Below are 26,314 nucleotides of genomic sequence, written 5' to 3' on the forward strand. Positions count from 1 at the left end.
GGCGCCAGCTACCGACTCCGCGACCGCGGCATCGACACACTCCCGAGCATCAGAGCGCAGAACCAGGCACACTAGAACGACGAAGCGGTGGCCTCACTTTCGCCCGTCGCATCGGCCTCAAATTCGGGCGTCGTCGACACGATTCGAGCCGCCAGGTGCGGTACGCAACGATCGACCCCCAGTACCTCAAGAACGCCTTCGAAGTCGACGTCATCAGCGGGGCCGTGGAATGAGAGCAGAGCATCGGCCCGGCGCGTCCAGCTATCGAGCGCTCCATCCGCGTTCATTGATGATCCAGCTGGCGCTTCTGCTAGTCGTTGAGGTCCTGCTGTTCCTGAGCTACAGCGTCCACGACGCCCGATTCCACTGGGCGACCCACTTCCTCGTCGCCGTGATCGTGGCGATCATCGTCATGGCGATCTACCTCCGCGTGCGGAAGGCACCGGGTCCGCGTTTCCTCCTCATGCTCGTCCTCGGGCTTCACGTCTTCGCTATGGCGCCGGACCTGCTGTTCCGGGCAGGAGCTCCTCACGCTGCATGGATGGACATCTTCCTCGGGCACGTATCTGCGCACTACATGCCGGGAGGTGACACGACATGGCTCGTCATCGCCGTGACCGCGATCACCGGCTACGTCGTCGCGCTAACGCGATGGCTTCGATCACAAGCTCCCGAAGCTGGCACCATCGACCGTGGCGGCGTGGACAGATGAGCCGAGATCGGGCCTCTGCTGCCCCGCGACCCGCTCACACACAGTCATTCCGCACCACCTCGTGGCACTATTGCCGCGTGAGAATCGGCCTGAGCACGACGAGCGCGCGCGCGATGAGTCTGCTCATCGCGCTGGCACTTGCCCTGTTCGGAGCGCTGATGGCAGGGCACGGCGCGGGATCGGCGAGCCACGACGAGCACACGCTCTCCGCCGCTCTCACCATCGACACTCACTCGAGCATTCAGGCGCCGCCTGCATCCAGCCACCACGCCGGATCTTCGGCGCTCACTGCCAACCCGGGCGAAGTCCCTCCCACAGACACGTGTTCGACCTGCCTCACTGAGGGGCAGATGCACGTGCTGACGGTTTGCGGCCTTCTCATCATGTCCGCGGTGACGCTGCTGCTCATGCCCCGGTGGCGCGAATCGATCCACCGAGCTGCGGAAGCGATCGGCCTCCTGGTCGCGCAGACGGCTGTTGCTGCCGTCGGCGCAGCGACCCCGAACCTTCTCTCGCTCGGCATCAGTCGCAGGTGATGCGCGGAGCTCGGTTTCCCGCCGACTCCACTGCTCACCAGACAACACCGACAGATGAAGGACCAATGATGACCACCAATGCAATGCGGCGCGCCCTCGCGGGCGCCCTGACCCTCGCCGTGGCGGCGACCCTCACGGCCTGCGCGATGCCCTCCGACATGGACATGAGCGCCGGAAACTCCGACCGGACAGCATCCTCCGCCCCCGACGCCTCGGTCGAGCCGAACAACGCCGACGTCATGTTCGTCGGCATGATGATCCCGCACCATGAAGAAGCCGTCGAGATGGCCGACATGCTCCTCGAGAAGGACGGCGTCGAGTCGGAGGTGATCGAGCTTGCCGAGGCGATCAAGGCAGCGCAGGAGCCTGAGATCGAGTTGATGGAGTCCTGGCTCAAGGAGTGGGACTCGATGCCCGCCGAGGGCATGGGCGGCATGGATCACGGAGATTCTGGCATGGGCTCGATGAGGGGCATGTCCGAGGAGGACATGCAGGCTCTGGAGGAAGCGCCGGGCCCCGAGGCGGGTGACCTGTTCCTGGAGCTGATGATCGTGCACCATGAAGGGGCGATCGTCATGGCGCAGGACGTGTTGGATGACGGCCGCCACCCGGACGTCCTCGACCTGGCGACCCAGATCATTTCCGATCAGGCAGCCGAGATCGAGCTGATGCGCTCGATGCTCGACTCATGATCGCGCCGAAGGCGGCACTCGCAGCGGTCGTGACCGCCCTCACATTGTTCATCGCTGGGTGTACAGCGCCGGACGCTGAGGGCAACCGGGAGGAGGTGCCCGCGCCGGAGTTCCAAGCTGGCGTATCGCATGTCCACGCGATCGACCTCGACGAGATGACCGGATTCGTCCACATCGCCACCCACGAGGGCATCCTTCTTGCGGGCATGCCGCACGATGGCGAGACCGTCTCAGAGGCGAATCCCCTCGGAGACTGGCGAGGCGATGCGATGGGGCTGGTTCGAGTGGGCGATCGTCTGCTCGTCTCGGGGCACCCTGGACCGACTGAGGAGGGGCCGGGCGCTATCGGGCTCCGCGAGTCCGACCTCTCCGGCGATGAGTGGACAGCGATCAGCCTGGAAGGCGAGGCCGATTTTCACTCGCTCGCAGCGGGAGGCACCAGTCCGGGGATGTCCATGCTCGCCGGTGTGGACTCCATCTCCGGGCGCGTGATGGTCAGCCCGGACGGCGGAGCTGGCTGGCAGCAGGGCGCCGCCATCGCAGCGGCGTCAGTGGCGTGGAATGCCGATGCTTCGGCGCTGCTCGCCACGACATCTAACGGCCTGGTCGTGAGTCGGGATCGAGGGCAGAGCTTCGAGGCGGTTCCGGATGCTCCTTACCTCGTGCTTCTCGCGTCGAGCCCGACGGAGTCCGACACCTTCACCATGGTCGGCATCGACGTTCAGGGTGTCCTGCACCGCTCGACCGACGGCCTGACGTGGGAGGCGGTCGGGGCTGTCCCCCTCGAGCCGGCCGCCATCTCGGTAGGCATGACCGGTGCGATCATCGTGGCGGACACCACACAGGTCATGCATTCAGTGGACGGCGGAACCACCTGGAATCTGATCGTCGCTCTCTGATCCGCAGTGCCGGCGGGGTGGGACCAGTCGTGCTGGACCCACTCCGCTGGCGGGCGGCAGACCGAACCAGAAATGCCAGCCCCGGTGCGAACAGTACATCGTCCGATGTACAGTTTTGCCATGACCTCTATGTCCTTGTCCCGCCTCGACGCCATTCGCCGCATCGGGAAGGCCCTCGCCGACCCGACGCGCGCGGCGATTCTCTTGGCACTGCTCGACGAACCCCGCTATCCGGCTGATCTGGTCGATGAGCTTGGGATCACCAAACAGAACGCGTCGAACCACCTCGCCTGCCTTCGCGACTGCGGCATCGTCGTTGCCGAGCCGGCAGGCCGACGGGTTCTATACGACATCTCCGACGCTCGTCTCCGTCACGCGCTGCAGGATCTCGTCGGCGTCGTGCTCGCCGTCGACCCCGAGGACGCTTGTGATGTCCACGCCGGATCGGTGCCCGCATGACCTTCCCAACCACCGTCGCGCCGGACGTCGCGCGGAGATCGGCGCTGCGTCGAAGGGTCAAGATTATTGTTGCCATCACCATCGTCTACAACGTCGTGGAGGGCGTCATCGCTCTCATCGCCGGGGCCGCCGCCGACTCGGCAGCGCTCATCGGGTTTGGGCTGGACTCCGGCGTCGAGGTCCTTTCCGCGACCGCGGTGGCCTGGCAGTTCACCAGACGAGACCCTGAACGGTATGAGAAGCCGGTGCTTCGGGTGATCGCGTTCGCCTTCTTCGCTCTGGCCGCGTATACCATCGTCGGCTCGACCCTGTCGTTGACTGGGTTGAGCACGCCCGAGTCCAGCGGCGTGGGGATCGCGCTCGCCGCCATCAGTGTCGTCGTGATGCCCGTCCTCTCTCTGATCGAGCGACGCACCGGACGAGAGCTTGGATCAGCGACTGTCGTGGCCGACTCCAAGCAGACCCTCATCTGCTCCCTGTTGTCGGCGGCGGTCCTGTTGGGTCTTGTCGCTAACGCGACGCTCGGATGGGCATGGGCGGATGCCGTCGCCGCTCTCGTGATCGGCGCCTTCGCTATCCGCGAGGGTATTGAAGCGTGGAACGGCGACACGTGCTCGACCGCGATCGGCGAGCTGATGGAGCACAAGGATCCAGATGCCGATGGCGGCGACGCGATCTCCAGCCGCGGAGCCGGCGTATGACCGAAGAGCCGCACAGTCATGGGACCGCGAGTAGCTCTCCTCGGCGCCTAGCGATTGCGTTCGGGCTGACGCTCAGCGTTTTCATCGCCGAGGTGATCGGCGCAATCGTCACCGGTTCGCTCGCTCTGTTGGTTGACGCAGCCCACATGCTCACCGACGCTGGCGGCCTTCTTGTTGCTCTCCTGGCGGCTCGACTCATGGTGCGCCCGGCGACCTCGCGCCGTACGTGGGGGTTTCGTCGCGCTGAGGTCCTCGCAGCGACGGCGCAGTCCGCGGTGCTTCTTGGGGTAGGGCTCTTCGTGGCCATCGAGGCGATCCAGCGTCTCAGCGACCCGGCAGAGGTCGGGGGGCCCGAGCTGCTCGTCTTCGGCGTCATCGGGCTCGCGGCCAACCTCACCGCGGTCGTCGTGCTGGCCGGGGGACGGCGCGAGAATCTCAATATGCGGGCGGCGTTCCTCGAGGTTCTCAACGACACGCTCGGATCGGTGGCCGTCATCGTTGCGGCTGTCGTGATCACCACCACCGGTTTCCAGCAGGCCGATTCGATCGCCGCGCTTCTCGTCGGTGTTCTCATCATCCCGCGCACGGTGCGACTGCTCCGTGATGCCGTGGACGTGCTGCTGGAGTCTGTGCCACGAGGGGTCGACCTCGAAGCCATTCGGCAGCACCTCCTCGACGAGGAACACGTGGTCGACGTCCACGATCTGCACATCACGCAGATCGCGACAGGCCTGCCGGTTCTCACTGCACACGTGATCGTTGAGGACGGGTGCTTCCACGATGGCCACGCTCCCGAAATCACCGAGGCGCTCGAAACCTGCGTCGCAGAACACTTCTCTGTCGCCATCGGCCACTCGACCTTCCAGCTGGAGCCTGCAGAAGCGGGCCGATCGCACGACCTCCACTGACCGTCGAACCATCGTGGAGCCGCGGCTCGTCAGCTCCTGATCATCGGGGGTGCCGGTGATTCACCTTGTTGTCGCGGTGTCGCCCCGCTACGGTCAGCGATGGGATTTTTGTAGCCACAGCGTGGGATCGTCATCGATCTCGTTTGCGGATATGTGCCCGAAGTTCGCCTGTGGTTCGCCTGAAGCGCGGAGGGCGGGCTCATTCCGCAAACCCCCCACCGACCGGAATAGCGACCGGTATAGACTAGGTTCAACCGGTCGTTGCAACACCGGGTTGTTGGAGTGAGCGTATCTGCTCCTCGAACACCTCGGCTGGCGTCTTCCAGTCGAGACTCTTGCGGGGCCTGTTGTTGAGCGCGAGAGCGACGGCCTCGAGGTCCTCAGCGGACCACCGTGAGAGATCGGTGCCCTTCGGGAAGTACTGTCGTAGCAGCCCGTTCGTGTTCTCGTTCGTCGGCCGTTGCCAGGGCGAGTGCGGGTCGGCGAAGAACACCTTCGTGCCCGTCTCGAGAGTGAATTGAGCATGCGCGGAGAGTTCTTTGCCACGATCCCAGGTGAGCGTCTTGCGGAGTTGCTCGGGAAGCTTGGTCATCGACTTAGTCAGCGCGGCGTTCATCGCGACGGCGCCATAGCCACCCAACGCCGGGCCGTTCTTCACGGGCGGTATCTCGCCATAACCCTCCATGCGAGGCAAGTGCACTAGCAAAGTGGAGCGGCTCTTGCGTTCGACGATCGTGCCGATCGCGGAGCGGCCAGCTCCGATGATCAGATCTCCCTCCCAGTGCCCGGGAACAGCGCGGTCTGCAGCCTCCGCAGGACGCTCGGAGAACACGACATCCGCGGTGACATGCCCCTGCGATCGGTTCTGCGCTCGAGCCCGAGGTTGTCGAAGGGCGCGACCGGTTCGCAGGCAGGCGACGAGCTCACGCTTGAGCGCACCACGGCCCTGGATAAACAGCGACTGATAGATCGCCTCGTGGCTGATACGCATGGACTCATCATCCGGGAAGTCGATCTTCAGCCGGTGCGAGATCTGCTCCGGGCTCCACGCGATCGCCCACCGCCGGTCCTGCCGATGCGGTTTGTTCAGCCCCTTCCACGGCGGCGGCTCAGGCCCCATGACGGTGCTGCCGTCTGGCCGTCGAACGTTCCCGGCGAGCCGCTCCTGGACGTACTCGCGCAGCCTGCCGTTGGTCGCGAGCCTCGCCGTCTTTGGCCGCTTCGCCGCCTGCTGAGCTTTCCACTGCGCCACCAATGGTCGATACTCATGACTTCCGCTGCGAGTGGCCGCGTTGCGGCGCACCTCGCGGGAGATCGTGCCCGGGTCACGTCCGATCCTCCGCGCGATCTCGCGAACCCCGACCTGCTGGGCACGCAAGAGCGCGATCTCTTCCCGCTCCTCAAAGGACAGATAGCGCCCGGTCGGCTCGGCCAGTGAGATCGGCGGCATACCGCCAGCGTGACGAAACCAGCGAGTCCCGACCGGCACCGACACGCCGACCAACAACGAGGCTTCCGCAGTCGTGACGCCCGTCGCGATCAGCCTCCAGAACTGCCGGTGCACCGCCCGCGAGGGCTCCGGCCTCCCGGGCGAACGCATCGGTGGCCGCAACGCCCGATCCGCACGCCACTGCCGACGCACACCCTCCGGCATGTCGCTGGTCTTCTTGCTCCAGTCCGCCGTCGCCATCGCTGAACACCTCCCTGCTCGAGGTGTTGCGACGACCGATTGAATCCGCCTAGCGATCGGGAGTCGGAAACCGACCAGCGCGTCTTCACGATCGTGCTTGCAGCGCGACCGGGCTTTGATTCGACCTGCGGCACGCTTACATGTTCAGCTACGGATAGACGATTTGCGACCGCAAGCGCTGCTTGGCTTGCGCCAGCCCCAGAGATGTTATCGTGCCTCTATCCACACGGGTGCCCATGCATGGGCTGAGATCAGGCTGACGCGGCCTGCGACCGTTGAACCTGTCCGGGTAATGCCGGCGAAGGAAGTAGGACTCCACGCATGGAACCTGTCAGCCCATCTCACACGCTCGGGTATCTACACGATGACGAGCACGGCATACGTGTCGCGGTGACGCAGATCGCGCTTGAACCGTCACCGAACGGTCAGGTGAACGAGCCGTTCACGGTGTATCGCACCGAGGGGCCGGGGAGTGATCCGGTGCGCGGCTTGCCCCCCTTCCGCGCGAAGTGGATTGAGGCACGTGGTGACACGGAGGCTTACTCCGGGCGGGAGCGGAATCTGCATGACGACGGGCGTGCGGCGCTCCGCAGGGGTGCTGCATCCGCCGAGTGGGAGGGCGACAAGCCCGTAACTCGCCGGTCGCTGCCGGGCAAGACGGTCACTCAGATGTTTTACGCAAGGAAGGGCGTGATCACTCCGGAGATGCGTTTCGTCGCTCTTCGCGAGAACTGTGACGTGGAGCTGGTGCGCTCTGAGGTCGCTGCCGGGCGGGCGATCATTCCCAACAGCATCAACCATCCGGAGTCCGAGCCGATGATCATCGGCAAAGCGTTCCTGGTGAAGATCAACGCAAATATCGGCAATTCAGCGGTGACCAGCTCGATTGCCGAAGAGGTAGACAAACTGCAGTGGGCGGCCCAGTGGGGTGCAGACACGGTCATGGATCTATCGACCGGTGATGACATTCACACGACCCGGGAGTGGATCATCCGCAACTCCCCGGTGCCCATCGGCACCGTACCGATCTACCAGGCCCTCGAAAAGGTCAATGGTGAAGCAAACGCGCTCACCTGGGAGATCTACCGGGACACGGTGATCGAGCAGTGCGAGCAGGGTGTGGACTACATGACCGTCCATGCCGGAGTCTTGCTCCGGTACGTGCCATTGACCGCGGAGCGGGTGACGGGAATTGTCTCTCGTGGTGGGTCGATCATGGCTGGGTGGTGTCTGGCGCACCATCAGGAAAACTTCCTCTACACCCACTTTGACGAGCTCTGCGAGATCTTCGCTCGCTACGACGTCGCGTTTTCCCTCGGTGACGGGCTGCGCCCTGGATCAACTGCCGATGCGAACGACGCCGCCCAGTTCGCGGAACTCGACACCCTCGCGGAACTCACGAAACGGGCATGGAAATACGACGTCCAGGTGATGGTGGAAGGCCCAGGCCATATTCCGTTCCATCTGGTTCGGGAGAACGTCGAACGTCAGCAGGAGTTGTGCGATGGCGCCCCGTTCTACACGCTCGGCCCCCTCGTCACGGACGTTGCCCCCGGATATGACCACATCACCTCCGCGATCGGAGCAACCGAGATCGCACGGTACGGGACCGCGATGCTCTGCTATGTAACCCCGAAAGAACATCTGGGACTACCGAACAAGGACGACGTCAAAACGGGTGTGATCACGTACAAGATCGCCGCTCATGCCGCCGACCTAGCGAAAGGTCACCCCGGCGCACACGAACGCGACGACGCGCTGTCTAAAGCACGCTTCGAGTTCCGGTGGCGGGACCAGTTCGCACTGTCCCTTGACCCGGTCACGGCCGAGGCATTCCACGACGAGACGCTCCCGGCGGAGCCGGCGAAGACGGCCCACTTCTGTTCGATGTGTGGACCGAAGTTCTGCTCGATGCGGATCTCACAAGACATCCGCGATCAGTTCGGTGGCCTGTCCGAGCAGCAGATTGTGGCGGGCATGGAGGAGAAGTCAGCAGCGTTCCGTGAATCTGGTGGCAAGGTCTATCTTCCGGAACCGGTCGTCGGCGCACGCTGACACACCGTGACTGATCGACTCGGTCTCGTCGATGTATCCGATCTTCTGAAGGCCCGTCGAACTTCTCTGGTCAGCACGAGCGAACCGATGTCGAACGTGAACGAGCACGCCTCTCGCCTGCTACTCAGGGCCACGCCGCGAGTGCTCAGCATTGCCGGTACCGATCCGACAGGGGGCGCCGGTATTCAGGCTGACCTCAAGAGCATCGCCGCGAATGGTGGGTACGGAATGGCCGTCGTGACCGCTCTCGTTGCACAGAATACGCACGGCGTTTTAGCGGTGCACACACCGTCCGTGGAGTTTCTGCGGCAGCAACTCGACGCCGTGAGTCATGACGTGCAAATCGACGCCGTCAAGATCGGAATGCTCGCCGAACTTGCCGTCATTGATGAGGTGCGCTCCTGGCTGCAGACCACACGCCCTCCGCTGGTGGTGCTCGACCCTGTAATGGTGTCGACCAGCGGGGACCGACTCCTGGCGGCATCGGCCGAGCAGGCCCTACGCAACCTCGTATCGCTCGTTGATCTGGTGACGCCCAACCTGCCAGAACTCGCCGTGCTCCTCCAGGAGGAACCGGCCGCAAATTGGGCGGAAGCGCTCGAGCAAGGCAAGCGACTCTCGACGGCGACCGGCGTCACAGTATTAGTGAAGGGCGGCCATCTCACTGGTGCAGACTGCCCGGATGCTCTGGTCAATTCACACGGGCTGCTTGCCGAGACTGTGGTGGAGTTCGTTTCGCCCCGTGTGGTTACGAACAATACGCACGGTACAGGTTGCTCACTCTCCTCTGCCATGGCGACTGTGCAGGCGCAGACCGGTGATTGGGCCGCGTCGCTCTCTCGTGTGAAGGAGTGGCTGAACGACGCGCTGGCTCACGCGCATTCGCTCGAGGTGGGCAGCGGCAATGGTCCGATCCACCATTTCCATCAGCTGTTCGCCGATCGGGCACCCCGTGGCCGAGAGTTCAGCGAGTCCTTATGGGCGGGAATCACCTCGATCCGTTCGAGGATCTTTGAGTTGCCCTTTATCGTTGCCCTCGGTAACGGCACCCTCGACGGCGTCGACTTCGCCTACTACCTCGCCCAGGATGCGGTTTGCCTCAACACGTACTCCCATGTGCTCACCCGCGCGAGCAGGCTGGCACCGACTGAAGAAGAGCAACGCTTCTGGGCAAACTCCGCCCAGCTATGCCTCGAAGTCGAGGCTGAGCTTCATCGAAGCTGGGTAGGCGATCACCCGCAGCCAGCGCCCGGCCTTGTCACGAAGGGGTATCTCGACCACCTGCTGGCGGTGGGCGTGCAGGGCAGCTACGCGGTAGTCGTCGCAGCGCTTCTTCCCAGATTCTGGCTAAATGCCGAATTGGGGGAGCGGCTCCAAGCCGAAATCCTTGCGCAGGGTCGTGCCGAGGCGCACCCGTACGCGGCCTGGCTCGAAACGTACTCCAACCAGGCGTTCGTTGAATCGGCTCGCCGCGCTGTCGCTTTCGTCGATGCGGCTGCGGCAGCGGCGTCGTCAGGGGAGAGGCAGAACATGAAAGCAGTGTTTGAGCAGTCATCGCAATTCGAGCTGGACTTCTTCGACTCACCACGCCTACACGCGAGGCTCTGAGATGGGATGTTCAGGCCAGCTGAGGAAGCCTGTCGAGCAGGCGCCTCGCCGCATCGGCCGGATCGTCCGCTTCGGTGATCGCCCGCACGACCACCACACGGCTGGCCCCGGCGTCAACAACCTCGTCGATGTGGTCGAGGTCGATGCCGCCGATGGCGAACCACGGCGGCGGGCCGAGCTTGCTGTCGCTGCGGGCGGCCGCATGGCGCACCAAGTCGAGCCCTACCGGTGCCCGCCCCGGTTTTGTCGGCGTTGGCCATACCGGGCCCACACAGAAGTAGTCGAGGGCTTCTGCCGACATCGCCGCATCGACTTGCCCGGGCGTGTGGCTCGACAACCCGATTATTGTGTCGTCGCCGAGAAGCCGCCGGGCCGAGTCCACCGGCAGGTCGCTCTGGCCGACATGGAACACCGGCGTGTGCGTAAGCATCGCGATATCGGCGCGATCGTTCACGGCCCACAGTCGCCCGTGTCGTTCGGCTGTGTCGCGCAGAATTTCGAGGAGTTCGAGTTCGTGGCGGGCCTCGAGTGTTTTATCTCTCAACTGGATGATGTCGACTCCACCACCGAACGCCGCGTCAATGAATTCGGCGAAGTCGCCCTTGTTCTTCCTGGCGTCAGTGCACAGGTAGAGGCGGCCAAGGTTCTTCGTCACGCCTTCAACCATAGGGTGTGCCTGTTTGCCCGCCATCGGGGCGAGGAGAACTCTGTGCGCCGCGGCGCGCGGTCGGCTCGGAGCCGTGGGCTACGCCAGAGAGACCGATCGGGCTCGAGAATTTTCGTTGTTCGAGCTCTTGCGACAGCGCGGCATGGTGGGGATACGGCACGATGAGTGGCACAACCGATGGGAGCACGGTCGACGTGGCAGTGATCGGGGCGGGCATCGTCGGCCTGGGAATTGCGTGGGCCGCAGCGCTCTCGGGTCGCACGGTCGCCGTCATCGACGCGGCTCCCGCACGTGGTGCGACGTTTGCTGCAGCTGGCATGCTGGCCGCTGTAAGCGAATTGCTCTTTCAGGAAGAAGATCTTCTCGAGCTGACCCTGACCTCAGCCGCCCTCTATCCCTCATTTGTTGAATCGCTCGGGGTAGATGCCGCGACGGTCGGATACCGTGAGACCGGTACCCTCGTGGTCGGCGTCGATGCAGCAGACCGCCACACTCTGGCCGACTTAAGGGGGCTGCAGGTCGCACACGGCTTGAATGCCAGCCCGCTGCTCGTTCGTGAAGCAAGGGAAATCGAGCCCTTGCTCAGCGCCCACATCTCGGCCGCTTACCGCGTCGCGCAAGACCACCAGGTCGACCCTCGGCTACTCGCCGCCCGCCTTCAGTCTGCGCTTGCCAAGCTCGCCAGGCGGAGCGGTTGGGTCCACCAGCCAGCGATAAGGCAGAATGCGGTGCGCCTGCTGCACGAGAAGCCGAGCGACTCGCATTCGCGCGTGACTGGGGTCGCCCTTCACGACGGATCTACGGTGGCCGCGAATGAGGTCGTCGTGGCGAACGGTCTGGCAGCCGGTGCGTTGGGTGGTCTGCCAGGCGGGCTTGAATTGCCGCTGAGGCCCGTCCTCGGAGACATCCTGCGGCTGCGAATTCCCAGCCCCCTCCAGCCGTTCCTGACAGAGACTATCCGCGGGTTGGTCCGCGGTAGTTCTGTGTATCTGGTGCCGCGGTCAGATGGGACATTGGTGCTCGGCGCCACCCAGCGCGAGCACGGCACCGACGTCGCGCCGATCGGCGGTGTCTACCAGCTTCTCCGTGACGCCCAGGCCCTCGTCCCCGCCATCGCGGAGTTGGAGCTGCTTGAGGTGACCACCCGCGCTCGGCCGGGTACGCCAGACAACGCCCCGCTACTCGGTCGCGTGTCGTCCGGGGCGAGAGGCGCCGACATCCCCGGTCTGATCATCGCGACCGGCTTTTTCAGGCACGGGGTGCTCTTGACGCCCATTGCCGCACAGATCTGTGTCGAGATGTTCGACAACCCAGGCGACCCTCGTTGGCACCGGTTCCGCCCCGACCGTTTCTCGCCGCACTCTCTGAAGGAGCACACCCGTGCATAAACGCGACACCACCACGATCATCCTGAACGGCGCGGCTCACCCGCTGGAAGACGGCCAGACCGTCGCAGAACTTGTGAGCAAGCAGACCGGTCGGCAGATCACCGCCGCTGGGCACGCGGCCGACGGTCGACGGCTGGGCATCGCGGTCGCGCGCAATGCGGAAATCGTGCCGCGGGGCCAGTGGGGCACAACCGTAGTCATGGCCGACGATGTCATCGAGATCGTCACAGCGGCACAAGGAGGCTAAGTATGAGCGTCACGACATCAACACACCGCGACTCACTGATTATCGACGGAGTCACACTGAACTCACGTCTCATCATGGGAACGGGCGGCGCGTCGAACCTAGCCGGCCTCGGGGAAGCGTTGTTGGCCTCGGGAACGGAACTCACCACCGTGGCCATGCGTCGTCATAGCGCGAGTACGGCCGGGTCGCTGTTCCAATTGCTTGTCGACCACGACATCCGGGTGTTGCCAAACACTGCCGGTTGTTTCACTGCCCGCGAAGCAGTAATTACGGCCGAACTCGCACGGGAGGCCCTCGAGACGAACTGGATCAAGCTCGAGGTGATCGCCGACGAGCACACGTTGCTGCCCGACGCGGTCGAGCTAGTCGACGCCACCGAGCAACTCGTCGCACGCGGCTTCACTGTTTTCGCTTATACCAACGACGACCCGGTCCTGGCCTTGCGGCTCGAACAGCTCGGCGCCGCGGCAGTGATGCCGCTCGGCTCGCCTATAGGCACCGGACTAGGTATTCTCAACCGCCACAACATTGAACTGATCGTGTCCCGTGCCCAAGTGCCTGTGGTGCTCGACGCGGGAATCGGCACCGCATCGGATGCCGCGCTCGCCATGGAACTCGGCTGCGACGCTGTGCTGCTGGCCACGGCCGTGACGCGGGCCCAGGATCCCGTGAAGATGGCGGAGTCATTCCGGCACGCGGTCATCGCCGGTCGGCTCGCATTGCAAGCCGGACGTATCCCCAAAAGGCAGCATGCGCAGGCCTCGTCGGCGATAGACGGGCGCCCCGACCTGTGAACGCGCGTAACGCCACACCTCTCCCACCACTGGTCGAACCGGCAGCCGAGCTCACTCCTGCAGAGGCGGAACGCTACTCACGGCACGTGATCATTCCCGAGATTGGGTCTCTCGGCCAGCGTCGGCTCAAAAATGCTCGGGTTCTCGTCATCGGCGCGGGCGGCCTCGGCTCGCCAGTGCTGCTCTATCTGGCCGCCGCAGGGGTCGGCACGATCGGGATCGTCGACGACGACCTGGTCGATGCAAGCAACCTACAGCGGCAGATCATTCACGATGTCTCGAGTGTGGGAGGGTCGAAGCTCGCATCTGCCGCGAGGGCTCTAGGCGAACTCGACCCCGCCGTGACTGTGCGATGCCATGAGTTGCGGCTTGATTCAAGCACGGCGCTTGCGCTGTTCGCCGATTACGACCTAATCATCGACGGCTCTGACAACTTCGCAACCCGCTACCTCGTGAACGACGCGGCTGCGCTCCTCGGTAAGCCATATGTCTGGGGGTCGGTCTACCGCTTCGAAGGTCAGGTGAGCGTTTTCTGGGAGCGTCACGGGCCGACCTATCGTGACTTGTTCCCCGAAGCTCCGCCCGCAGGCGCCTCACTTAGTTGCGGCGAGGGCGGAGTCCTTGGCATGCTCTGCGGAGTCATTGGTTCGATGATGGTCGCAGAAGCCGTGAAACTCATCACTGGTGTCGGGCGCACCCTGCTCGGACGGGTTCTTCTCTTTGACTCCCAGAATGCCACCTGGCGGGAGCTCACAGTACGAAAAGACGAATCGATCGCGCCAATAACCGAGCTGATCGACTACGAACTGTTCTGTGGGGTCGCTGCGGTACCGGCGTCAACCGATGACGAAATCGGGGTACACGAGCTTGTGGCACTCCTCCTGACGCGAGGGGAAATCGGTGACGCCAACTTCGAACTCATCGATGTGCGTGAGAGGGGCGAGCACGACCTCGTGGCAATTCCCGGGTCACGGCTGATTACTCTTGATCGCATTGTCTCTGGAGAGGTGCTCTCCGAGCTGCCACGCGATCGCGATCTGGTTCTTTACTGCAAGGCAGGAACGCGTTCGGCAATCGCGCTGGCGGAACTCAGGAGTCAGGGGTATACCCGCATGAAGCACTTATCCGGTGGGGTTCTCGCTTGGCTTCACGAGACCGAGTCGATGCGCCATCAGTACTAGTGGCACGCACCCCTCAGAAGGCTCCATACTCCGTGAGGTCTCGATCCCTCGTTCTATCAGAACCTTCGACACTGTCGTCCGAGACATCCGGAACTTTCGAGCTACCTGGCGCATGTTTCGTACATCGAGGTATCGTCGCACGACCGCATCTGATTCGGATGCGCGTAGCTGACGGGCTCTACCAGAGCGGGGGAGTGCGCCGTCCTCTTCTTCTCGGTGGCGACTCCGAGCAACCATAAGCAACTTATGCACTGAAGTTGACGAGCTTGCAAAAGGGTTGTAGTAAACCTGCGGCAGGGGCACGTGCGGCACCATGCGTGGGGACAGGATCCCGCACCTGGTCGGAGGGGCCTCTCGGAGGCCGGTGAGGCGGGGCGTTCATGATCGAGTTTCTCGCCGGAGTGGCGGCTGAAATCGGGTGGGCGATCCCGGTCGCGGTCGTGCTGTGGTTCATCGCACGACGAACTACGCGCATCGTGCCCGCGACGACCCCGACCACCACTGCCCGCGAGAAGTCGTTCCTCCCGGGATGGCAGCGCGCAGTCGGCCTCGTCGCCGCCGCTGCAGCCCTCTGGGCGTTGATGATCGGGCTGGGCTGGCTCATCGCGACGACTCTGGAGCCGGTGCGCGACATGGACGTCGCGATCATTGAGGGGCTGGTGGCGAGCCGGACCGACCCTCTGACTTTCCTCGCGCACATCGGCGACCAGATCGGGAACACGCCAGGCATCATCGCGATGGCCATCATCGCGGCCGCCGCGGCGCACGGCGTCACGCGGCGCTGGTCGCCGGCGCTGGTCGTCGTGGCGGCCGCGGCGGGGGAGACCTCCATCTTCCTCGCGACGCAGCTGGCGATCAGCCGGGCGCGGCCCGACGTCGAGCAGCTGGCGGGCGAGCCGGCGACGTCATCGTTCCCATCTGGCCACGTCGCGGCGACGATCGCGACCTACGGCTGCATCGCGCTGCTCGTGCTCGCGTGGTCCCGGAGCGCGGTGCGCGTTGTCGCCGTCACGGCGGCCATCGCGCTCCCGTTGCTGGTGGCGTGGGCGCGCATGTATCAGGGCATGCACTTCCCGAGCGACGTGCTCGCGAGCTTCCTCTTCGCGCCGCTGTGGCTCGCCGCGTGCTGGTGGGCGATCCGCCCGCATCCGAAAGGCGAGACTGTGCGGATCGGCCGGGCGGCGGATGCCGACGTGGAGAACGCGCCGGCCCCCGCGCGCTGACGACCGGAAGTCAGTCACACACCTCGTCGCACGCTCGCCTGGATGATCGGGATGGGGAAGTGCGAGGCGCGCAACGGGTCAAGCAGATCGTCAGTGATGCCGGCAGTGAACGACTCCATGCCGAACACCTTGAAGAGGGCCTCGCGTCCGAATTTCGAGCTGTCGGCGACGAAGAACGCCTCGTTTGCGATGGAGCGCATGAGCCGCTTAAGTTCGATCTCGTAGCTGCTGGCGTTGAATACGCCGTCGTCGCTGACGGTGTCCGCGCTGAAGATCGCCACATCGACGCGCAGGTTCGACAGCTGCTGCACCGAGGTCGGACCCCACATCGTGTAGGAGTTCGGAAGCAGCTCTCCGCCGATGAAGACGAGGTGGATCGTCTGCTTGCGTGCGATCTCCGTCGCGATGCGCAGGTCGTTGGTTACGACGGTCAGTCGCTGATGGTCCATGTGCCGCGCGACCTCGAGGTTGGTGGTGCCGCCGTCGAGCAGCACCGTCTGGCCCTCGAGCACGCGCTCGGCCATCGCGCGGCCGATCGCGGTCTTCTCGGCGCGGTGCAGCTCTTCCTTGAAGTGGTGCGGGGTTTCCGACTGGCGAACGGGCACGGCGCCGCCGTGCGTGCGCTTGATGAGGTCCATTGCCTCGAGGCGCTCGAGGTCGCGGCGGATGGTCGACGTCGTCACGTCAAACCGCCCCGCGAGCTCGTGCACCGACTGGAATCCCTTGACCTGCAGGGCATCCACGATCTCCGCATGACGCGACACGGTTTCACCTCCACTTCGAGAACTGCTGCTCAGAGGCTAGACCGCCGACGCCGCAAAGTGAACCTTCGCCGCGCGAAAGTGCGCAAAGTTGAGGTGATCGCCAGCTTCTTCGCTTCGCCTCTCGCCCGCCCGCCGCTCATTGCTGGTTGAGTGAGCGCGGAAAGCTGCGCTCGTCTTATGCATCACTGCACATCTCGCGCACTGCACTCGAACATTTGCGTGAAAGTGCGCAACTGGATGCGCGATATCGCTTGACAGGATGCGTGAATCGTCGCTAACGTCCCCACTCAGCGACACATCCAGACACAGCATGGTCAGAGATTGCCGCGTCCTGATGGTGGTGGAAGCCGCCACTCACTCGTTCACAAAGGAGTAAACGTATGGATCGCACTCGACTTGGCCAGGGCATCGCGCTCGCGGCGAGTTCAACTCTCCTGCTCGTCGGCTGCACCACCGTCGGGGCAGGGTCGGGCGGTGGCACCGATGAGGGCGCCGGCGCCGGCACCGACGCGTACACGATGGTGACGGTCGTGAAGGCGCAGACCATCCCGTGGTTCCAGCGCATGGCCGTCGGCGTGCAGGAGTTCGCCGACGAGTCCGGCATCGACGCTCGCCAGGAGGGTGCCGACGACGTCAGCCCCGAGAAGCAGGTCGCGATCATCCAGGACCTCATCGCTCAGCAGCCGACCGCCATCACGGTCGTCCCCAACTCGCCCGAGGCACTCGAGTCGGTGCTCGCCCAGGCGCGTGAGCAGGGCATCATCGTCGTGTCGCACGAGGCCACGGGCATCGAGAACGTCGACATCAACATCGAGGCGTTCGACAACGCGTCCTACGGCTCGGGGATCATGGACAACCTCGGCGAGTGCATGGGCGGCGAGGGCGAGTACGTGCAGTTCGTCGGCGGCTTCACCGCCAAGACGCACATGGAGTGGGTCGAGGCTGGCTACCAGAACCAGACGGAGAACTTCCCCGACATGACTCGCGTCGAGGAGCCGATCGAGAGCACCGACAACCAGGAGACCGCGTACGAGCGGGCTAAGGAAATCCTCGCGAAGTACCCGAACATCAAGGGCTTCCAGGGCTCCGCCGGCAATGACGTTCCCGGCATCGGCCGCGCCGTGCAGGAGGCTGGACTCGAGGACGACGTGTGCGTCATGGGCACCTCGATCCCGTCGGTCGCCAACCAGTACCTTGCCGACGGTTCGATCGACAAGATCTTCTTCTGGGACCCGGCGCTCGCCGGCAAGGCTCAGCTCGAGATCGCGCGTATCCTCGCCGACGGTGGGACGATCGAGGAGGGAACGGACCTCGGCATTGAGGGCTACACCTCGCTCAAGAAGCTCGAAGGCTACGACAATGTCTTCGTCGGCGACGCGTCGGTGGCCGCTGACGCCGAGACTGCTGCGCAGTACAACTTCTAGAGTCTCGATCAAGCAGGGCTCCGGGGGCGCGCTCCGTTCGCGCGCTCCCGGGGCCCCTCGGCAGAAAGGCCGGCGATGGATGCCATCCAGACGGATGCCGCGGGGCCGGTGCTCTCGGTGCGCGGTATCACGAAGCGATTCGGCGGGGTTACCGCCCTCGCCGGCGTCTCCCTCGAGCTCCGATCGGGCGAGGTCCACTGCCTCGCGGGAGAGAACGGATGCGGCAAGTCCACCCTCATCAAGATCATCTCCGGGGTGGAGAGGCCCGACGCCGGCGAGATCATCATGGACGGCGAGACGCACTCCAGGATGAACGCCACGGCAGCGATCACCAGCGGGGTTCAGGTCATCTACCAGGATTTTTCACTTTTTCCGAATCTCTCCGTTGCCGAAAACATTGTCCTCACTGCTGAAGTTGCGGGTCGTCAGCGCTTTTACCGGGCGCGCGCGATCAGACCCAAGGCGCAGGCGATTGTCGAGGAGCTCGGGCTCGATCTCGACCTCGACTCCGAGGTCGGCGAACTTTCGGTCGCGGACAAGCAGCTCACGGCGATCTGCCGTGCGCTTGTCAACGACGCGCGGGTGATCATCATGGACGAGCCGACCACGGCGCTCACGCACAGCGAGGTCGCGCGCCTCTTCACCGTGGTCGAGCGGCTGCGCGCACGCGGGGTCGCCCTCGTGTTCGTTTCGCACAAGCTCGAGGAGGTGCTCGCGATCTCGCAGCGAGTGACGATCATGCGCTCGGGTCGCGTCGTGACGAGCGGCCTCGCCACCGACTTCGACCGGCGTTCGATCGCTCAGCACATGACCGGCGCCGAGCTCGACGAGACGCGCGTCGTCAGCCCGCTCGACCCGGACGCCCGGGCGAGGCTGACGGTCTCGCACCTCGACCTGCCCGGCGCATTCCACGACGTCTCGTTCACCGTCGCCCCGGGCGAGATCCTCGGCGTCACGGGCTTGCTCGGCTCCGGGCGCACCGAGATTGCCGAAGCGATCTTCGGCGCTCGGCCTGCCGCCTCGGGCGACATCCTCGTCGACGGTCTGCCCGTCAGCATCCGTAGCATCCCGGATGCGGTCGCGGCGGGCATCGGCTACGTCCCTGAGGATCGTCTCTCGCAGGGGCTCTTCCTAGAGAAGTCGATCGCGGACAACATCATCGCGGGGTCGCTCGATCGGCACCGCAACCGGTGGCGCGGACTCGATGGCATGCGCATTCGCTCGACCATCTCGCGCCTGTTCGCCTCGCTCTCGATCAAGGCCCCCAACGCCGAGGCGCCCGTACGCTCGCTCTCGGGCGGGAACGCCCAGCGGGTGGTGCTGGCGAAGTGGCTCGCGACGGACCCCAAGGTGCTGCTGCTCAACGGACCCACCGTGGGCGTCGACGTCGGCTCGAAGTCGCAGATCCTCGAGCTGCTGCGAAAGGCCGCGTCCTCGGGCATGGCCATCGTCGTCATCTCGGATGACGCGCCCGAACTCGTCTCGTGCTGCCACCGGGTGCTGGTCGTCGCGCGCGGGCGGGTCGTGGACGTGCTCGAGGGAGACGCGATCAGCGCCGAGAGCATTCACGAGCGGATGGCGGCCTGACATGCAGACTCTGCGACGCTTCCGCGGGAAGAACAACGAGGGCGTGCTCGCCCTCGTGCTGCTCGCCCTCATTATTACGATGTCGATGCTGAGCCCCGCGTTCCTCACTGCCGGCACTGCGTTCTCGACTCTGCGCAGCGCGACCGTGCCGCTAATCTTCGCGCTGGCCGTGCTCGTCGTCATCGTCTCCGGCGGCATCGATGTCTCGTTCGCGGCCGTCGCGATCTTCTCTGCCTACACAGCGGTCTCCTTCGCGATCACGACGGCACCCGACCTGCCGGCGGCGGCGATCATCGCCATGGCGATCGTGATTGGCGCGGGGCTGGGGCTCATCAACGGCATCGTCATCGCCCGATTCCGATTGCCGACACTCATCGTCACCCTCGGCACGCAGGGCATCTTCGTCGGCGTCATGTACACCTACATCGGAGCGACCTACTACGCTCAGCTGCCGCCGTCGCTCGCCGCGATGTCGTCGATGACCGTCATCGACTTCCAGACCGGCACCGGACGCGCCTCGCTGCACGTCATGGCCGTCGTCGCCATCGTGCTCGCCATCGTGGTCTGGTGGATGCTGACGCGCACGATGTTCGGACGCTCGTTGTACGCAATCGGCGGCGACGTCGAGGCCGCTCGTCGCGCCGGGTTCCGCGTCATGCGCACGCAGGTGCTCGTCTACGTGCTCGTGGGGGTGCTCGCCGCCATCGCCGGAATCGCGCACATGGTCATGGGCCGCAGCGCGAACCCTCAGGATCTCGTCGGCGACGAGCTCGACATCATCGCGGCCGTCGTGCTCGGCGGAGCGTCGATCTTCGGGGGTCGCGGGTCGGTGATCGGCACCGTGCTCGGCGTCATCCTCATCCAGGTCATCAACAACAGCCTCCTGCTCGCCGGAGTGCCGAGCGCGTGGCTGCGCGCCGCGGTGGGCCTGCTACTCATTGTCGGCGTCGGCGTGCAGGCGGTCGCCGCTCGAAAGAAGGCCCGACGCGTGCACACGCTCGATGAGGACAAATCGGACCGACTCGTTCAGGAGGGCGCGGCATGAGCGCGAATGAGAGCCCGCCGGGCGCGCCCGCTCCCGGCGACGGGGCGCGGTTCAACGACCGCGTCGGGACGGTGACGCGCGACATCATCGGCCGCGCGAGCGCCAATCGGAAAACTGGGCGGATGGTCGTCGCGCTGCTGCTGGCGTTCTCGATCTTCGCGATCGCCAACCCCCGCGTCTTCCTCAGCCCGCTCAACCTGCAGAACATCGGGGTGACCGCACCCGAGATCGGCATCATCGCGATCGCCATGATGCTCGCCATGCTGACCGGCGGCATCGACCTGTCGCTCGTCGCGATCGCGAACCTCTCGGCGATCACCGTGGTCGCGCTGTACTCGGGCATCGCCGCGAACGACCCGGCGCTCGCCGAGAGCCTCACCCTGCCGATCATCGTCGCGGGCGTGCTCGTCGGCATCGGCTGCGGCATGCTCAACGGCTTCCTCGTCAGCGTCGTCGGCATCACGCCGATCCTCGCGACGCTCGGCACGATGCAGATCCTCAACGGAATCGCCATCGTCACCACCGGCGGCTCGACCCTCTACGGTGCACCGGAAGGGCTGACAGCGTTCGGGCGCACGGCGCTCGGGCCGGTGCCGATTCTGTTCGTGCTGTTCATCGCGATCGCCGTGCTCATGGCGCTCTTCCTGAGTACCACGTCGCTCGGCCGCAAGATCCAGCTCGAAGGCGCGAACCCGGTGGCGGCGCGCTACTCGGGCATCAGCAGCCGCTCGGTGCTCATGAGTACCTACACGCTCGGCGGCGCCCTCGCGGGCATCGCCGGGGTGCTGTTCCTGGCGCGCAACCCGACGGCATCGGCCGACTACGGCGCCTCGTACGTGCTGCTCGTGATCGTGATCGCGGTTCTCGGCGGCACGAACCCCAACGGCGGCTTCGCTTCCGTCGCCGGCGTCGTACTCGCGACGTTGACCCTGCAGATCGTCTCGAGCGGCTTCACCGCGTTGCGGCTGTCGTCGTACGAGTACGCCATCGCCCAGGGCGTGATCCTCATCGCCGTGATGGTGCTCGACTACGTCGCGGCGAACCGACGACAACGACGTCCTGCCATCGAGGCGCCGCCGGACGCCCGTGCAGCATCCCCTGAACCGACCCCAGCGACAGCACAGAGAGATACGGAGCACTCGTGAAGAAGATCATCAATGAGCCCCAGGCCTTCGTCGACGAGTTCGTCGAAGGAATCCTGCTGGCGCACCCCACGCTGCTGAAGGCGCCTGGGCAGGATCGCCGCGTGTTGGTCCGGGCCGATGCGCCGGTGGCGGGAAAGGTCGGCATCATCACCGGTGGCGGCTCGGGCCACCTACCGCTGTTCAAGGGCTACGTGGGTCGGGGGCTCTGCGACGGTGTCGCGATCGGCAACGTCTTCTCGTCGCCATCGTCGGCGCAGATTCTCGAGACGACGAAGGCCGTCGACGGCGGTGCCGGTGTGCTCTACCTCTACGGCAACTACGGCGGCGATGTTTTCAATTTCGATCTCGCCACCGATATGGCTGAGCTCGAAGGAATCCGCACCATGACCGTGCTCGGTCGGGATGACGTGGCGAGCCAGCCGAAGGAGCGCGCGACCGACCGTCGCGGCGTGGCCGGGATCTTCTTCGCCTACAAGGCCGCCGGAGCCGCTGCCGAGCGCGGCGATTCCCTCGATCAGGTCGCCGCCGTCGCGGAGGACATCATCGAGCACACTGCGACTATGGGCGTCGGGCTGTCGCCGACGATCCTGCCGACGACGGGTAAGCCAAGCTTCGAGCTGGCCGACGACGAGATGGAGATCGGCATCGGCATCCACGGTGAGCCGGGCATCCACCGAGGCACCCTTGAGACGGCCGATGAGATCGCCGAGCATCTCGTCGAGCGTCTGATCACCGACCTGGGCACTGCCACCGGCGACCGCGTCGCCGTCCTCGTCAACGGTCTCGGAGCGACGCCACTGGAGGAGCTCTACGTGCTGTTCCGCCGGACCCACCAGATTCTGGAAGGGAAGGGCATCACCATCGCGAAGAACTACGTCGGCGAGTATGCGACGAGCCTCGAGATGGCCGGTGCCTCGATCTCCCTCCTCCTGCTCGACGACGAGCGGCTGGCGCTGCTCAACGCGCCCGCAGAGTCCCCCTTCTTCCGAGAGGTCTGAACAACGATGAACGGCAACGAACTGAGCCAAGCGATCCAGAAATGCCTGGTCGTCTTCACCGAGCACGCCGACGAGCTCGGCGACCTCGATCAGGCACTCGGCGACGGCGATCTCGGCATCACCGTATCGCTGGGCGCTCAGGCGGCCATCGACGCCCTGCAGCTGCTACCTGCCGAGTCCAAGCCGACCGAGGTGGTGCTCGCCTGCGCCAAGGCCTTCGCGAACGCGAACCCCTCGACCATGGCCGCGCTCGTCGCGGGAGCGCTGCTCGCGGGGTCGCGTGTCTGGGCGGACACCGAGACGATCACGCCCGACCTCGTCAACACGTTCGCGATGGCGGCCTCGGAGTCAATCAGCCAGCGCGGCAAGTCGCAGGTCGGTGACAAGACGATCCTCGACGCGATGTTCCCGGCGGCCGAAGCGCTGCGGGACATCCCGAGCGGGCCCGAGCGGCTCGACGCCGCGATCGAGGCGGCCGAGCGCGGCGTCATCACGTCGAAGGAGCTGCAATCGCGCCGAGGGCGCGCCTCGTGGCTGCAGGACCGCAGCATCGGCCTGCAGGACCCGGGAGCGACCGCGTTTCTGAGGTTCCTGCAGTCGTGGAAGGCTGCGAACAGCCCAGCACGAACGGCGGTGAGCTGAGATGGCGCGCGTCACCGTCATCGGCCTCGGCACGATGGGCCGCGGGATGGCGGCCAACCTCCTACGCGCCGACCACGACGTGACCGTCTGGAACCGATCGGCCGGCCGTGCCGGCGATCTGCTCGAGCACGGTGCGCTCGAGGCGGCGAGCATCGCCGATGCCGTCTCCAACGCTGAGTTCGTGCTGTACTGCCTCTCGGACGACGCCGCGGTCCGCGATGTCGCGCTCGGGGCCGACGGGATCGCCGCTGTCGTGCCGTCGACCACGGTGGTCGTCGACCTCTCGACGATCAGCCCCGAGGCCAGCGCGGAGGCCCGTGAGGCCTTCGAGCAGCGCGGCGTGCGCTTCCTCGACGCCCCGGTCTTCGGGTCGAAGGGCGAAGCGGCGGCTGGCGGTCTCTGGATCGTCGCCGGCGGCGACGATGAGACGATGCGCCTCGCGCGGCCCGTGCTCGAGGCCATCAGCAGCTCGGTGCACCACATGGGCGGTTCCGGAACCGGCGTGCGCATGAAGCTCGTCGGCAATCTCATCGTGGCGTCGCAGCTGCTCGCGCTCGGTGAGTCGCTCTCGCTCGCGGCGAAGGCAGGGCTCGACCTCGATGCGGTGCTCGGCGTGCTCGCTGTGACCGACTTCCGTTCGCCGATCTTCGACGGCGTCGGCGCGGCAGTGCGAGCGGGCGACTACTCGCCCTCGTTCGCGCTGGCCCTCATGCAGAAGGATGCGCGGTTGATCACGGCCTTCGCGAGCGAGCTCGACGCGCCGATCCGGGGCGTGAGCGTCGCCGCGGGCTACATCGATGACGCTATGGATGCCGGCTACGGCGAGGAGAATGCATCCGCGCTCATCAAGGCGATCGCAGCACGGGCTGGAGTCGATCTGACGCGCTAACAGGTCTCGCCGCGCCCACGGCAGCTGCCTGCCGACGATCTCGTCACTACGCGCCATCGTCAGCTGCGACTCGCCCGACTCGCCCGACTCGCCCGACTCGGCGTGCGCCTGGGTGAGCCGTTCCAGCAGCTCGGCGTCGACGTCGTCCGGCCCGCGCAGCTCGACGTGGTGCATCCACGTCGTCGGGGCGGGATGGGCGACCTCCTTGATGCGGGGCGATCGCAGCTCCTCCCGCAGCGCGAACGACACGACGACGGGGACGTCAGAGGTCACGTATCGGCCGGGCGCCCACGCGAACGCGAATCCTCGACGAGCCCGGAAGGCGACCTGGCTCCTCGACACGACGACGCGCACCCTCGCGAGCGGCGCGATGGCGGAGGCGAGCGCGCGGTAGACGGCGAGGGCCGTCTCGTCGTCGGCGAAGAACTCCTCCCCAGGAGCAGGCCCGGTCATGGGGGAACCCTACGCGTCGTCGCGTCGCCCGCTAGGGTTCCCGGACGTCGTCGCTGCCGAGAGGACCCGATGAAGACCGACCACTACGACGCGTTCGCCGAGGCCTACGACGCGGAGAACGCCTCGAGCCTCGTCAACGCCCACTACGAGCGGCCCGCGATGATCGCGCTGGCGGGGGATGTCCGTGGCCGGCGCATCCTCGACGCGGGCTGCGGATCGGGCCCGCTCTCGGCCGCTCTGCGCGAGCGCGGCGCCGAGATGAGCGGCTTCGACGGGAGCCCCGCGATGATCGAGCTCGCGCGCCGGCGGCTGGGAGACGGCGTGCCGCTCGAGGTGGCGGATATCGCCGAGCCGCTCCCGTACGACGACGAGTCGTTCGACGACGTCGTCGCCTCGCTCGTCCTGCACTACCTCGAGGACTGGTCGGCGCCGCTGGCCGAGCTCCGCCGCGTGCTGAGGCCCGGCGGGCGGCTGATCGTCTCGGTGAACCATCCGACCGTCTACATGATCAGCTACCCGCAGGAGGACTACTTCGTCACTCGGCGGTTCTCGGAGGAGTACGAGTTCGCCGGGCAGGCGGGAACGCTGACCTACTGGCACCGCCCGCTCCACGCGATCACCGATGCGGTCCTCGCGGCCGGGCTCCGGATCGCGGCGCTCGCCGAGCCACTCGTCTCGCCCGACGCGCCGCCGGAGCTCCTGCCCCCGAAGCTCCGGAGCGGCGAGAAGAGCGGGTTCCTCTGCTTCCTGTTCCTCGTGCTCGAGAAGAGCTGAGGCGCGCCTACGACTCCGGGTCGTACATGAACTCCTGCACCTGCTGCGGGCAGCGGCACGCGGCCGCGATCCGCTGCGCCCAGTGGAGCGCCGCCTCGCGCGTCGGCACCTCGATGATCGTGTACCCGCCGTCGAAGGGCTGGTAGACCGGCCCGCTCACCGCGCCGTCGGCGGCGACCGCGACCGGCTCGACCTCCTCGTTGATGCCCCCGCCGAAGACGTAGGCGCCCGCGGCCTTGATGTCGCGGATCACCTGGTGCGACTCGTCGACGACCTGCTGCCACTCTCCGTCGGGCACGTCCATGACGCCGCTCGGGAACGAGATCACGTACTTGGTCATCGCGGTTCTCCTTCGGTTCGGATGCTCGGCACACGCCGCGGCGCGCGCGACGTTCCGGCGGTCCCAGCGACAGGAGTCGAATTATTTCGACCCCGGGCGTCCGAGGCAAGGCCGTTTTCGCATCGGTCGTGGGCGCCCAGTCTTGCGGGATGAGAAAGCTGTACTACGCAGGCGGATCGATCATCATCAGCGACCAGGTGTGCAAGGCGGTGCTGCGGTACGGGCGGGCGCTCGCGCGCAGCGGCTCGTCCGACCTCGTCGTCCTCCCCGCCTTCACCGAGAACTTCGGCAAGGGCGTCGCGCACATACTGATCGGGCCCGCGAGCCAGATGCTCTCGGTGCCCACCGCCGAGTTCGACGTCGACCTCGCCGACGCGCACATGGTCGAGATCCTCGAGTCGCGGACCAAGGAGCTCGACCCGAATCGGCCGTCCTGGAGCGAGGACGTCGCGGACGTGTCGGGCCTCGACGGCTACGACTGGGGGATCTGAGC

At 65.7% G+C, this 26,314-nt stretch carries 27 protein-coding genes, 1 pseudogene and 1 riboswitch; of the genes and pseudogenes, 23 read left to right on the forward strand and 5 right to left on the reverse strand.

The features are described from left to right. Window positions 1-289: 289 nt before the first annotated feature. The 7 genes from Q7T15_RS02915 to Q7T15_RS02945 all read left to right on the forward strand — a co-directional run bounded on the left by Q7T15_RS02915 (window position 290) and on the right by Q7T15_RS02945 (window position 4,907). A complete protein-coding gene (locus tag Q7T15_RS02915) occupies window positions 290-712 on the forward strand; it encodes a hypothetical protein (RefSeq protein ID WP_055897030.1) in 423 nt (140 codons plus the stop codon). A gap of 77 nt (window positions 713-789) precedes the next feature. Beyond that, the gene (locus tag Q7T15_RS02920; RefSeq protein ID WP_156376730.1) at window positions 790-1,248 is read left to right on the forward strand and encodes a hypothetical protein; all 459 of its coding nucleotides are present in this window, start codon (window positions 790-792) and stop codon (window positions 1,246-1,248) included. A gap of 68 nt (window positions 1,249-1,316) precedes the next feature. After that, entirely contained in the window at window positions 1,317-1,940 is a 624-nt protein-coding gene (locus Q7T15_RS02925; RefSeq protein WP_304693111.1) for a DUF305 domain-containing protein, read from the forward strand. Beyond that, window positions 1,937-2,839 carry a hypothetical protein gene (locus Q7T15_RS02930; protein WP_055897036.1) on the forward strand — a complete coding sequence of 301 codons (903 nt, stop codon included), beginning with the start codon at window positions 1,937-1,939 and terminating at the stop codon, window positions 2,837-2,839. The genes Q7T15_RS02925 and Q7T15_RS02930 overlap by 4 nt, the downstream gene beginning before the upstream one ends. Before the next feature lie 120 nt (window positions 2,840-2,959). Beyond that, entirely contained in the window at window positions 2,960-3,298 is a 339-nt protein-coding gene (locus Q7T15_RS02935) for a helix-turn-helix transcriptional regulator (RefSeq protein WP_055897039.1), read from the forward strand. Next, window positions 3,295-3,999, forward strand: a complete 705-nt coding sequence (locus tag Q7T15_RS02940; protein ID WP_055897041.1) for a cation transporter — start codon at window positions 3,295-3,297, stop codon at window positions 3,997-3,999. Before Q7T15_RS02935 ends, Q7T15_RS02940 begins: the two co-directional genes overlap by 4 nt. Beyond that, on the forward strand, window positions 3,996-4,907 hold the full coding sequence (locus Q7T15_RS02945) for a cation diffusion facilitator family transporter (RefSeq protein WP_304693115.1): 912 nt from the start codon (window positions 3,996-3,998) through the stop codon (window positions 4,905-4,907). The genes Q7T15_RS02940 and Q7T15_RS02945 overlap by 4 nt, the downstream gene beginning before the upstream one ends. Window positions 4,908-5,157: 250 nt before the next feature. On the opposite strand, the gene Q7T15_RS02950 is transcribed toward Q7T15_RS02945, so the two are convergent. After that, window positions 5,158-6,561: an IS30 family transposase gene (locus Q7T15_RS02950; protein ID WP_304693193.1), complete on the reverse strand. Its 1,404-nt coding sequence runs from the start codon at window positions 6,559-6,561 to the stop codon at window positions 5,158-5,160. A 252-nt stretch (window positions 6,562-6,813) separates the two neighbouring features. Continuing rightward, window positions 6,814-6,921, forward strand: a riboswitch (TPP riboswitch). On the opposite strand from Q7T15_RS02950, the gene thiC reads away from it, so the two are divergent. Both thiC and thiD read left to right on the forward strand, forming a co-directional pair. Next, window positions 6,919-8,652 (forward strand): phosphomethylpyrimidine synthase ThiC, encoded by a 1,734-nt coding sequence (gene thiC, locus Q7T15_RS02955; RefSeq protein ID WP_304693117.1) that lies wholly within the window; start codon window positions 6,919-6,921, stop codon window positions 8,650-8,652. It overlaps the preceding riboswitch by 3 nt. 87 nt (window positions 8,653-8,739) lie before the next feature. Next, window positions 8,740-10,260 (forward strand): bifunctional hydroxymethylpyrimidine kinase/phosphomethylpyrimidine kinase, encoded by a 1,521-nt coding sequence (thiD, locus tag Q7T15_RS02960; RefSeq protein ID WP_304693194.1) that lies wholly within the window; start codon window positions 8,740-8,742, stop codon window positions 10,258-10,260. Between the two features lie 10 nt (window positions 10,261-10,270). Here thiD and thiE read toward each other — a convergent pair whose 3' ends face one another. After that, window positions 10,271-10,927, reverse strand: a complete 657-nt coding sequence (thiE, locus tag Q7T15_RS02965) for a thiamine phosphate synthase (protein ID WP_130486243.1) — start codon at window positions 10,925-10,927, stop codon at window positions 10,271-10,273. Window positions 10,928-11,088: 161 nt separating this feature from the next. Here thiE and thiO point away from each other — a divergent pair, with 161 nt between their 5' ends. The 5 genes from thiO (at window position 11,089) to Q7T15_RS02990 (ending at window position 15,760) form a co-directional block, all read left to right on the forward strand. Next, the gene (gene thiO, locus Q7T15_RS02970; RefSeq protein ID WP_304693121.1) at window positions 11,089-12,315 is read left to right on the forward strand and encodes a glycine oxidase ThiO; all 1,227 of its coding nucleotides are present in this window, start codon (window positions 11,089-11,091) and stop codon (window positions 12,313-12,315) included. After that, window positions 12,308-12,562 carry a sulfur carrier protein ThiS gene (thiS, locus tag Q7T15_RS02975; protein ID WP_241969257.1) on the forward strand — a complete coding sequence of 85 codons (255 nt, stop codon included), beginning with the start codon at window positions 12,308-12,310 and terminating at the stop codon, window positions 12,560-12,562. Before thiO ends, thiS begins: the two co-directional genes overlap by 8 nt. Window positions 12,563-12,564: 2 nt before the next feature. Further along, the gene (locus Q7T15_RS02980) at window positions 12,565-13,356 is read left to right on the forward strand and encodes a thiazole synthase (protein WP_130283566.1); all 792 of its coding nucleotides are present in this window, start codon (window positions 12,565-12,567) and stop codon (window positions 13,354-13,356) included. After that, the gene (moeB, locus tag Q7T15_RS02985; protein ID WP_130486175.1) at window positions 13,353-14,537 is read left to right on the forward strand and encodes a molybdopterin-synthase adenylyltransferase MoeB; all 1,185 of its coding nucleotides are present in this window, start codon (window positions 13,353-13,355) and stop codon (window positions 14,535-14,537) included. Before Q7T15_RS02980 ends, moeB begins: the two co-directional genes overlap by 4 nt. 380 nt (window positions 14,538-14,917) lie before the next feature. Continuing rightward, on the forward strand, window positions 14,918-15,760 hold the full coding sequence (locus Q7T15_RS02990) for a phosphatase PAP2 family protein (RefSeq protein WP_304693129.1): 843 nt from the start codon (window positions 14,918-14,920) through the stop codon (window positions 15,758-15,760). Between the two features lie 14 nt (window positions 15,761-15,774). Here the strand turns inward: Q7T15_RS02990 and Q7T15_RS02995 are convergent, their stop codons facing one another. Then, window positions 15,775-16,524 carry a DeoR/GlpR family DNA-binding transcription regulator gene (locus tag Q7T15_RS02995; RefSeq protein ID WP_304693131.1) on the reverse strand — a complete coding sequence of 250 codons (750 nt, stop codon included), beginning with the start codon at window positions 16,522-16,524 and terminating at the stop codon, window positions 15,775-15,777. Window positions 16,525-16,904: 380 nt separating this feature from the next. Between Q7T15_RS02995 and Q7T15_RS03000 the strand changes: the two genes are divergently transcribed. The 7 genes from Q7T15_RS03000 to Q7T15_RS03030 all read left to right on the forward strand — a co-directional run bounded on the left by Q7T15_RS03000 (window position 16,905) and on the right by Q7T15_RS03030 (window position 24,254). After that, window positions 16,905-17,948 carry an autoinducer 2 ABC transporter substrate-binding protein gene (locus Q7T15_RS03000; protein WP_304693133.1) on the forward strand — a complete coding sequence of 348 codons (1,044 nt, stop codon included), beginning with the start codon at window positions 16,905-16,907 and terminating at the stop codon, window positions 17,946-17,948. Between the two features lie 75 nt (window positions 17,949-18,023). Continuing rightward, complete coding sequence (locus Q7T15_RS03005; RefSeq protein ID WP_304693135.1) at window positions 18,024-19,535, forward strand: sugar ABC transporter ATP-binding protein; 1,512 nt, start codon at window positions 18,024-18,026, stop codon at window positions 19,533-19,535. 1 nt (window position 19,536) lies between these two features. Continuing rightward, window positions 19,537-20,580: an ABC transporter permease gene (locus Q7T15_RS03010; protein WP_304693137.1), complete on the forward strand. Its 1,044-nt coding sequence runs from the start codon at window positions 19,537-19,539 to the stop codon at window positions 20,578-20,580. Next, complete coding sequence (locus Q7T15_RS03015; protein ID WP_304693139.1) at window positions 20,577-21,725, forward strand: ABC transporter permease; 1,149 nt, start codon at window positions 20,577-20,579, stop codon at window positions 21,723-21,725. Before Q7T15_RS03010 ends, Q7T15_RS03015 begins: the two co-directional genes overlap by 4 nt. Next, a complete protein-coding gene (locus tag Q7T15_RS03020) occupies window positions 21,722-22,723 on the forward strand; it encodes a dihydroxyacetone kinase subunit DhaK (protein WP_304693141.1) in 1,002 nt (333 codons plus the stop codon). Before Q7T15_RS03015 ends, Q7T15_RS03020 begins: the two co-directional genes overlap by 4 nt. A gap of 6 nt (window positions 22,724-22,729) precedes the next feature. Beyond that, window positions 22,730-23,365 carry a DAK2 domain-containing protein gene (locus Q7T15_RS03025; RefSeq protein WP_304693143.1) on the forward strand — a complete coding sequence of 212 codons (636 nt, stop codon included), beginning with the start codon at window positions 22,730-22,732 and terminating at the stop codon, window positions 23,363-23,365. Between the two features lies 1 nt (window position 23,366). Beyond that, on the forward strand, window positions 23,367-24,254 hold the full coding sequence (locus Q7T15_RS03030) for an NAD(P)-dependent oxidoreductase (protein WP_304693145.1): 888 nt from the start codon (window positions 23,367-23,369) through the stop codon (window positions 24,252-24,254). Window positions 24,255-24,416: 162 nt separating this feature from the next. Here the strand turns inward: Q7T15_RS03030 and Q7T15_RS03035 are convergent. After that, window positions 24,417-24,707 (reverse strand): annotated as a pseudogene (locus Q7T15_RS03035) (DUF5655 domain-containing protein); the annotation flags it as partial. A 69-nt stretch (window positions 24,708-24,776) separates the two neighbouring features. On the opposite strand from Q7T15_RS03035, the gene Q7T15_RS03040 reads away from it, so the two are divergent. After that, window positions 24,777-25,481, forward strand: a complete 705-nt coding sequence (locus Q7T15_RS03040; protein ID WP_304693146.1) for a class I SAM-dependent methyltransferase — start codon at window positions 24,777-24,779, stop codon at window positions 25,479-25,481. Between the two features lie 7 nt (window positions 25,482-25,488). Here Q7T15_RS03040 and Q7T15_RS03045 read toward each other — a convergent pair whose 3' ends face one another. After that, complete coding sequence (locus tag Q7T15_RS03045; RefSeq protein ID WP_304693148.1) at window positions 25,489-25,821, reverse strand: YciI family protein; 333 nt, start codon at window positions 25,819-25,821, stop codon at window positions 25,489-25,491. 149 nt (window positions 25,822-25,970) lie between these two features. Here Q7T15_RS03045 and Q7T15_RS03050 point away from each other — a divergent pair, with 149 nt between their 5' ends. After that, window positions 25,971-26,312 (forward strand): hypothetical protein, encoded by a 342-nt coding sequence (locus tag Q7T15_RS03050; protein WP_304693150.1) that lies wholly within the window; start codon window positions 25,971-25,973, stop codon window positions 26,310-26,312. The last annotated feature ends 2 nt before the right edge of the window (window positions 26,313-26,314 follow it).

The sequence above is a fragment of the Microcella sp. genome (assembly GCF_030645145.1).
GTDB lineage: Bacteria > Actinomycetota > Actinomycetes > Actinomycetales > Microbacteriaceae > Microcella.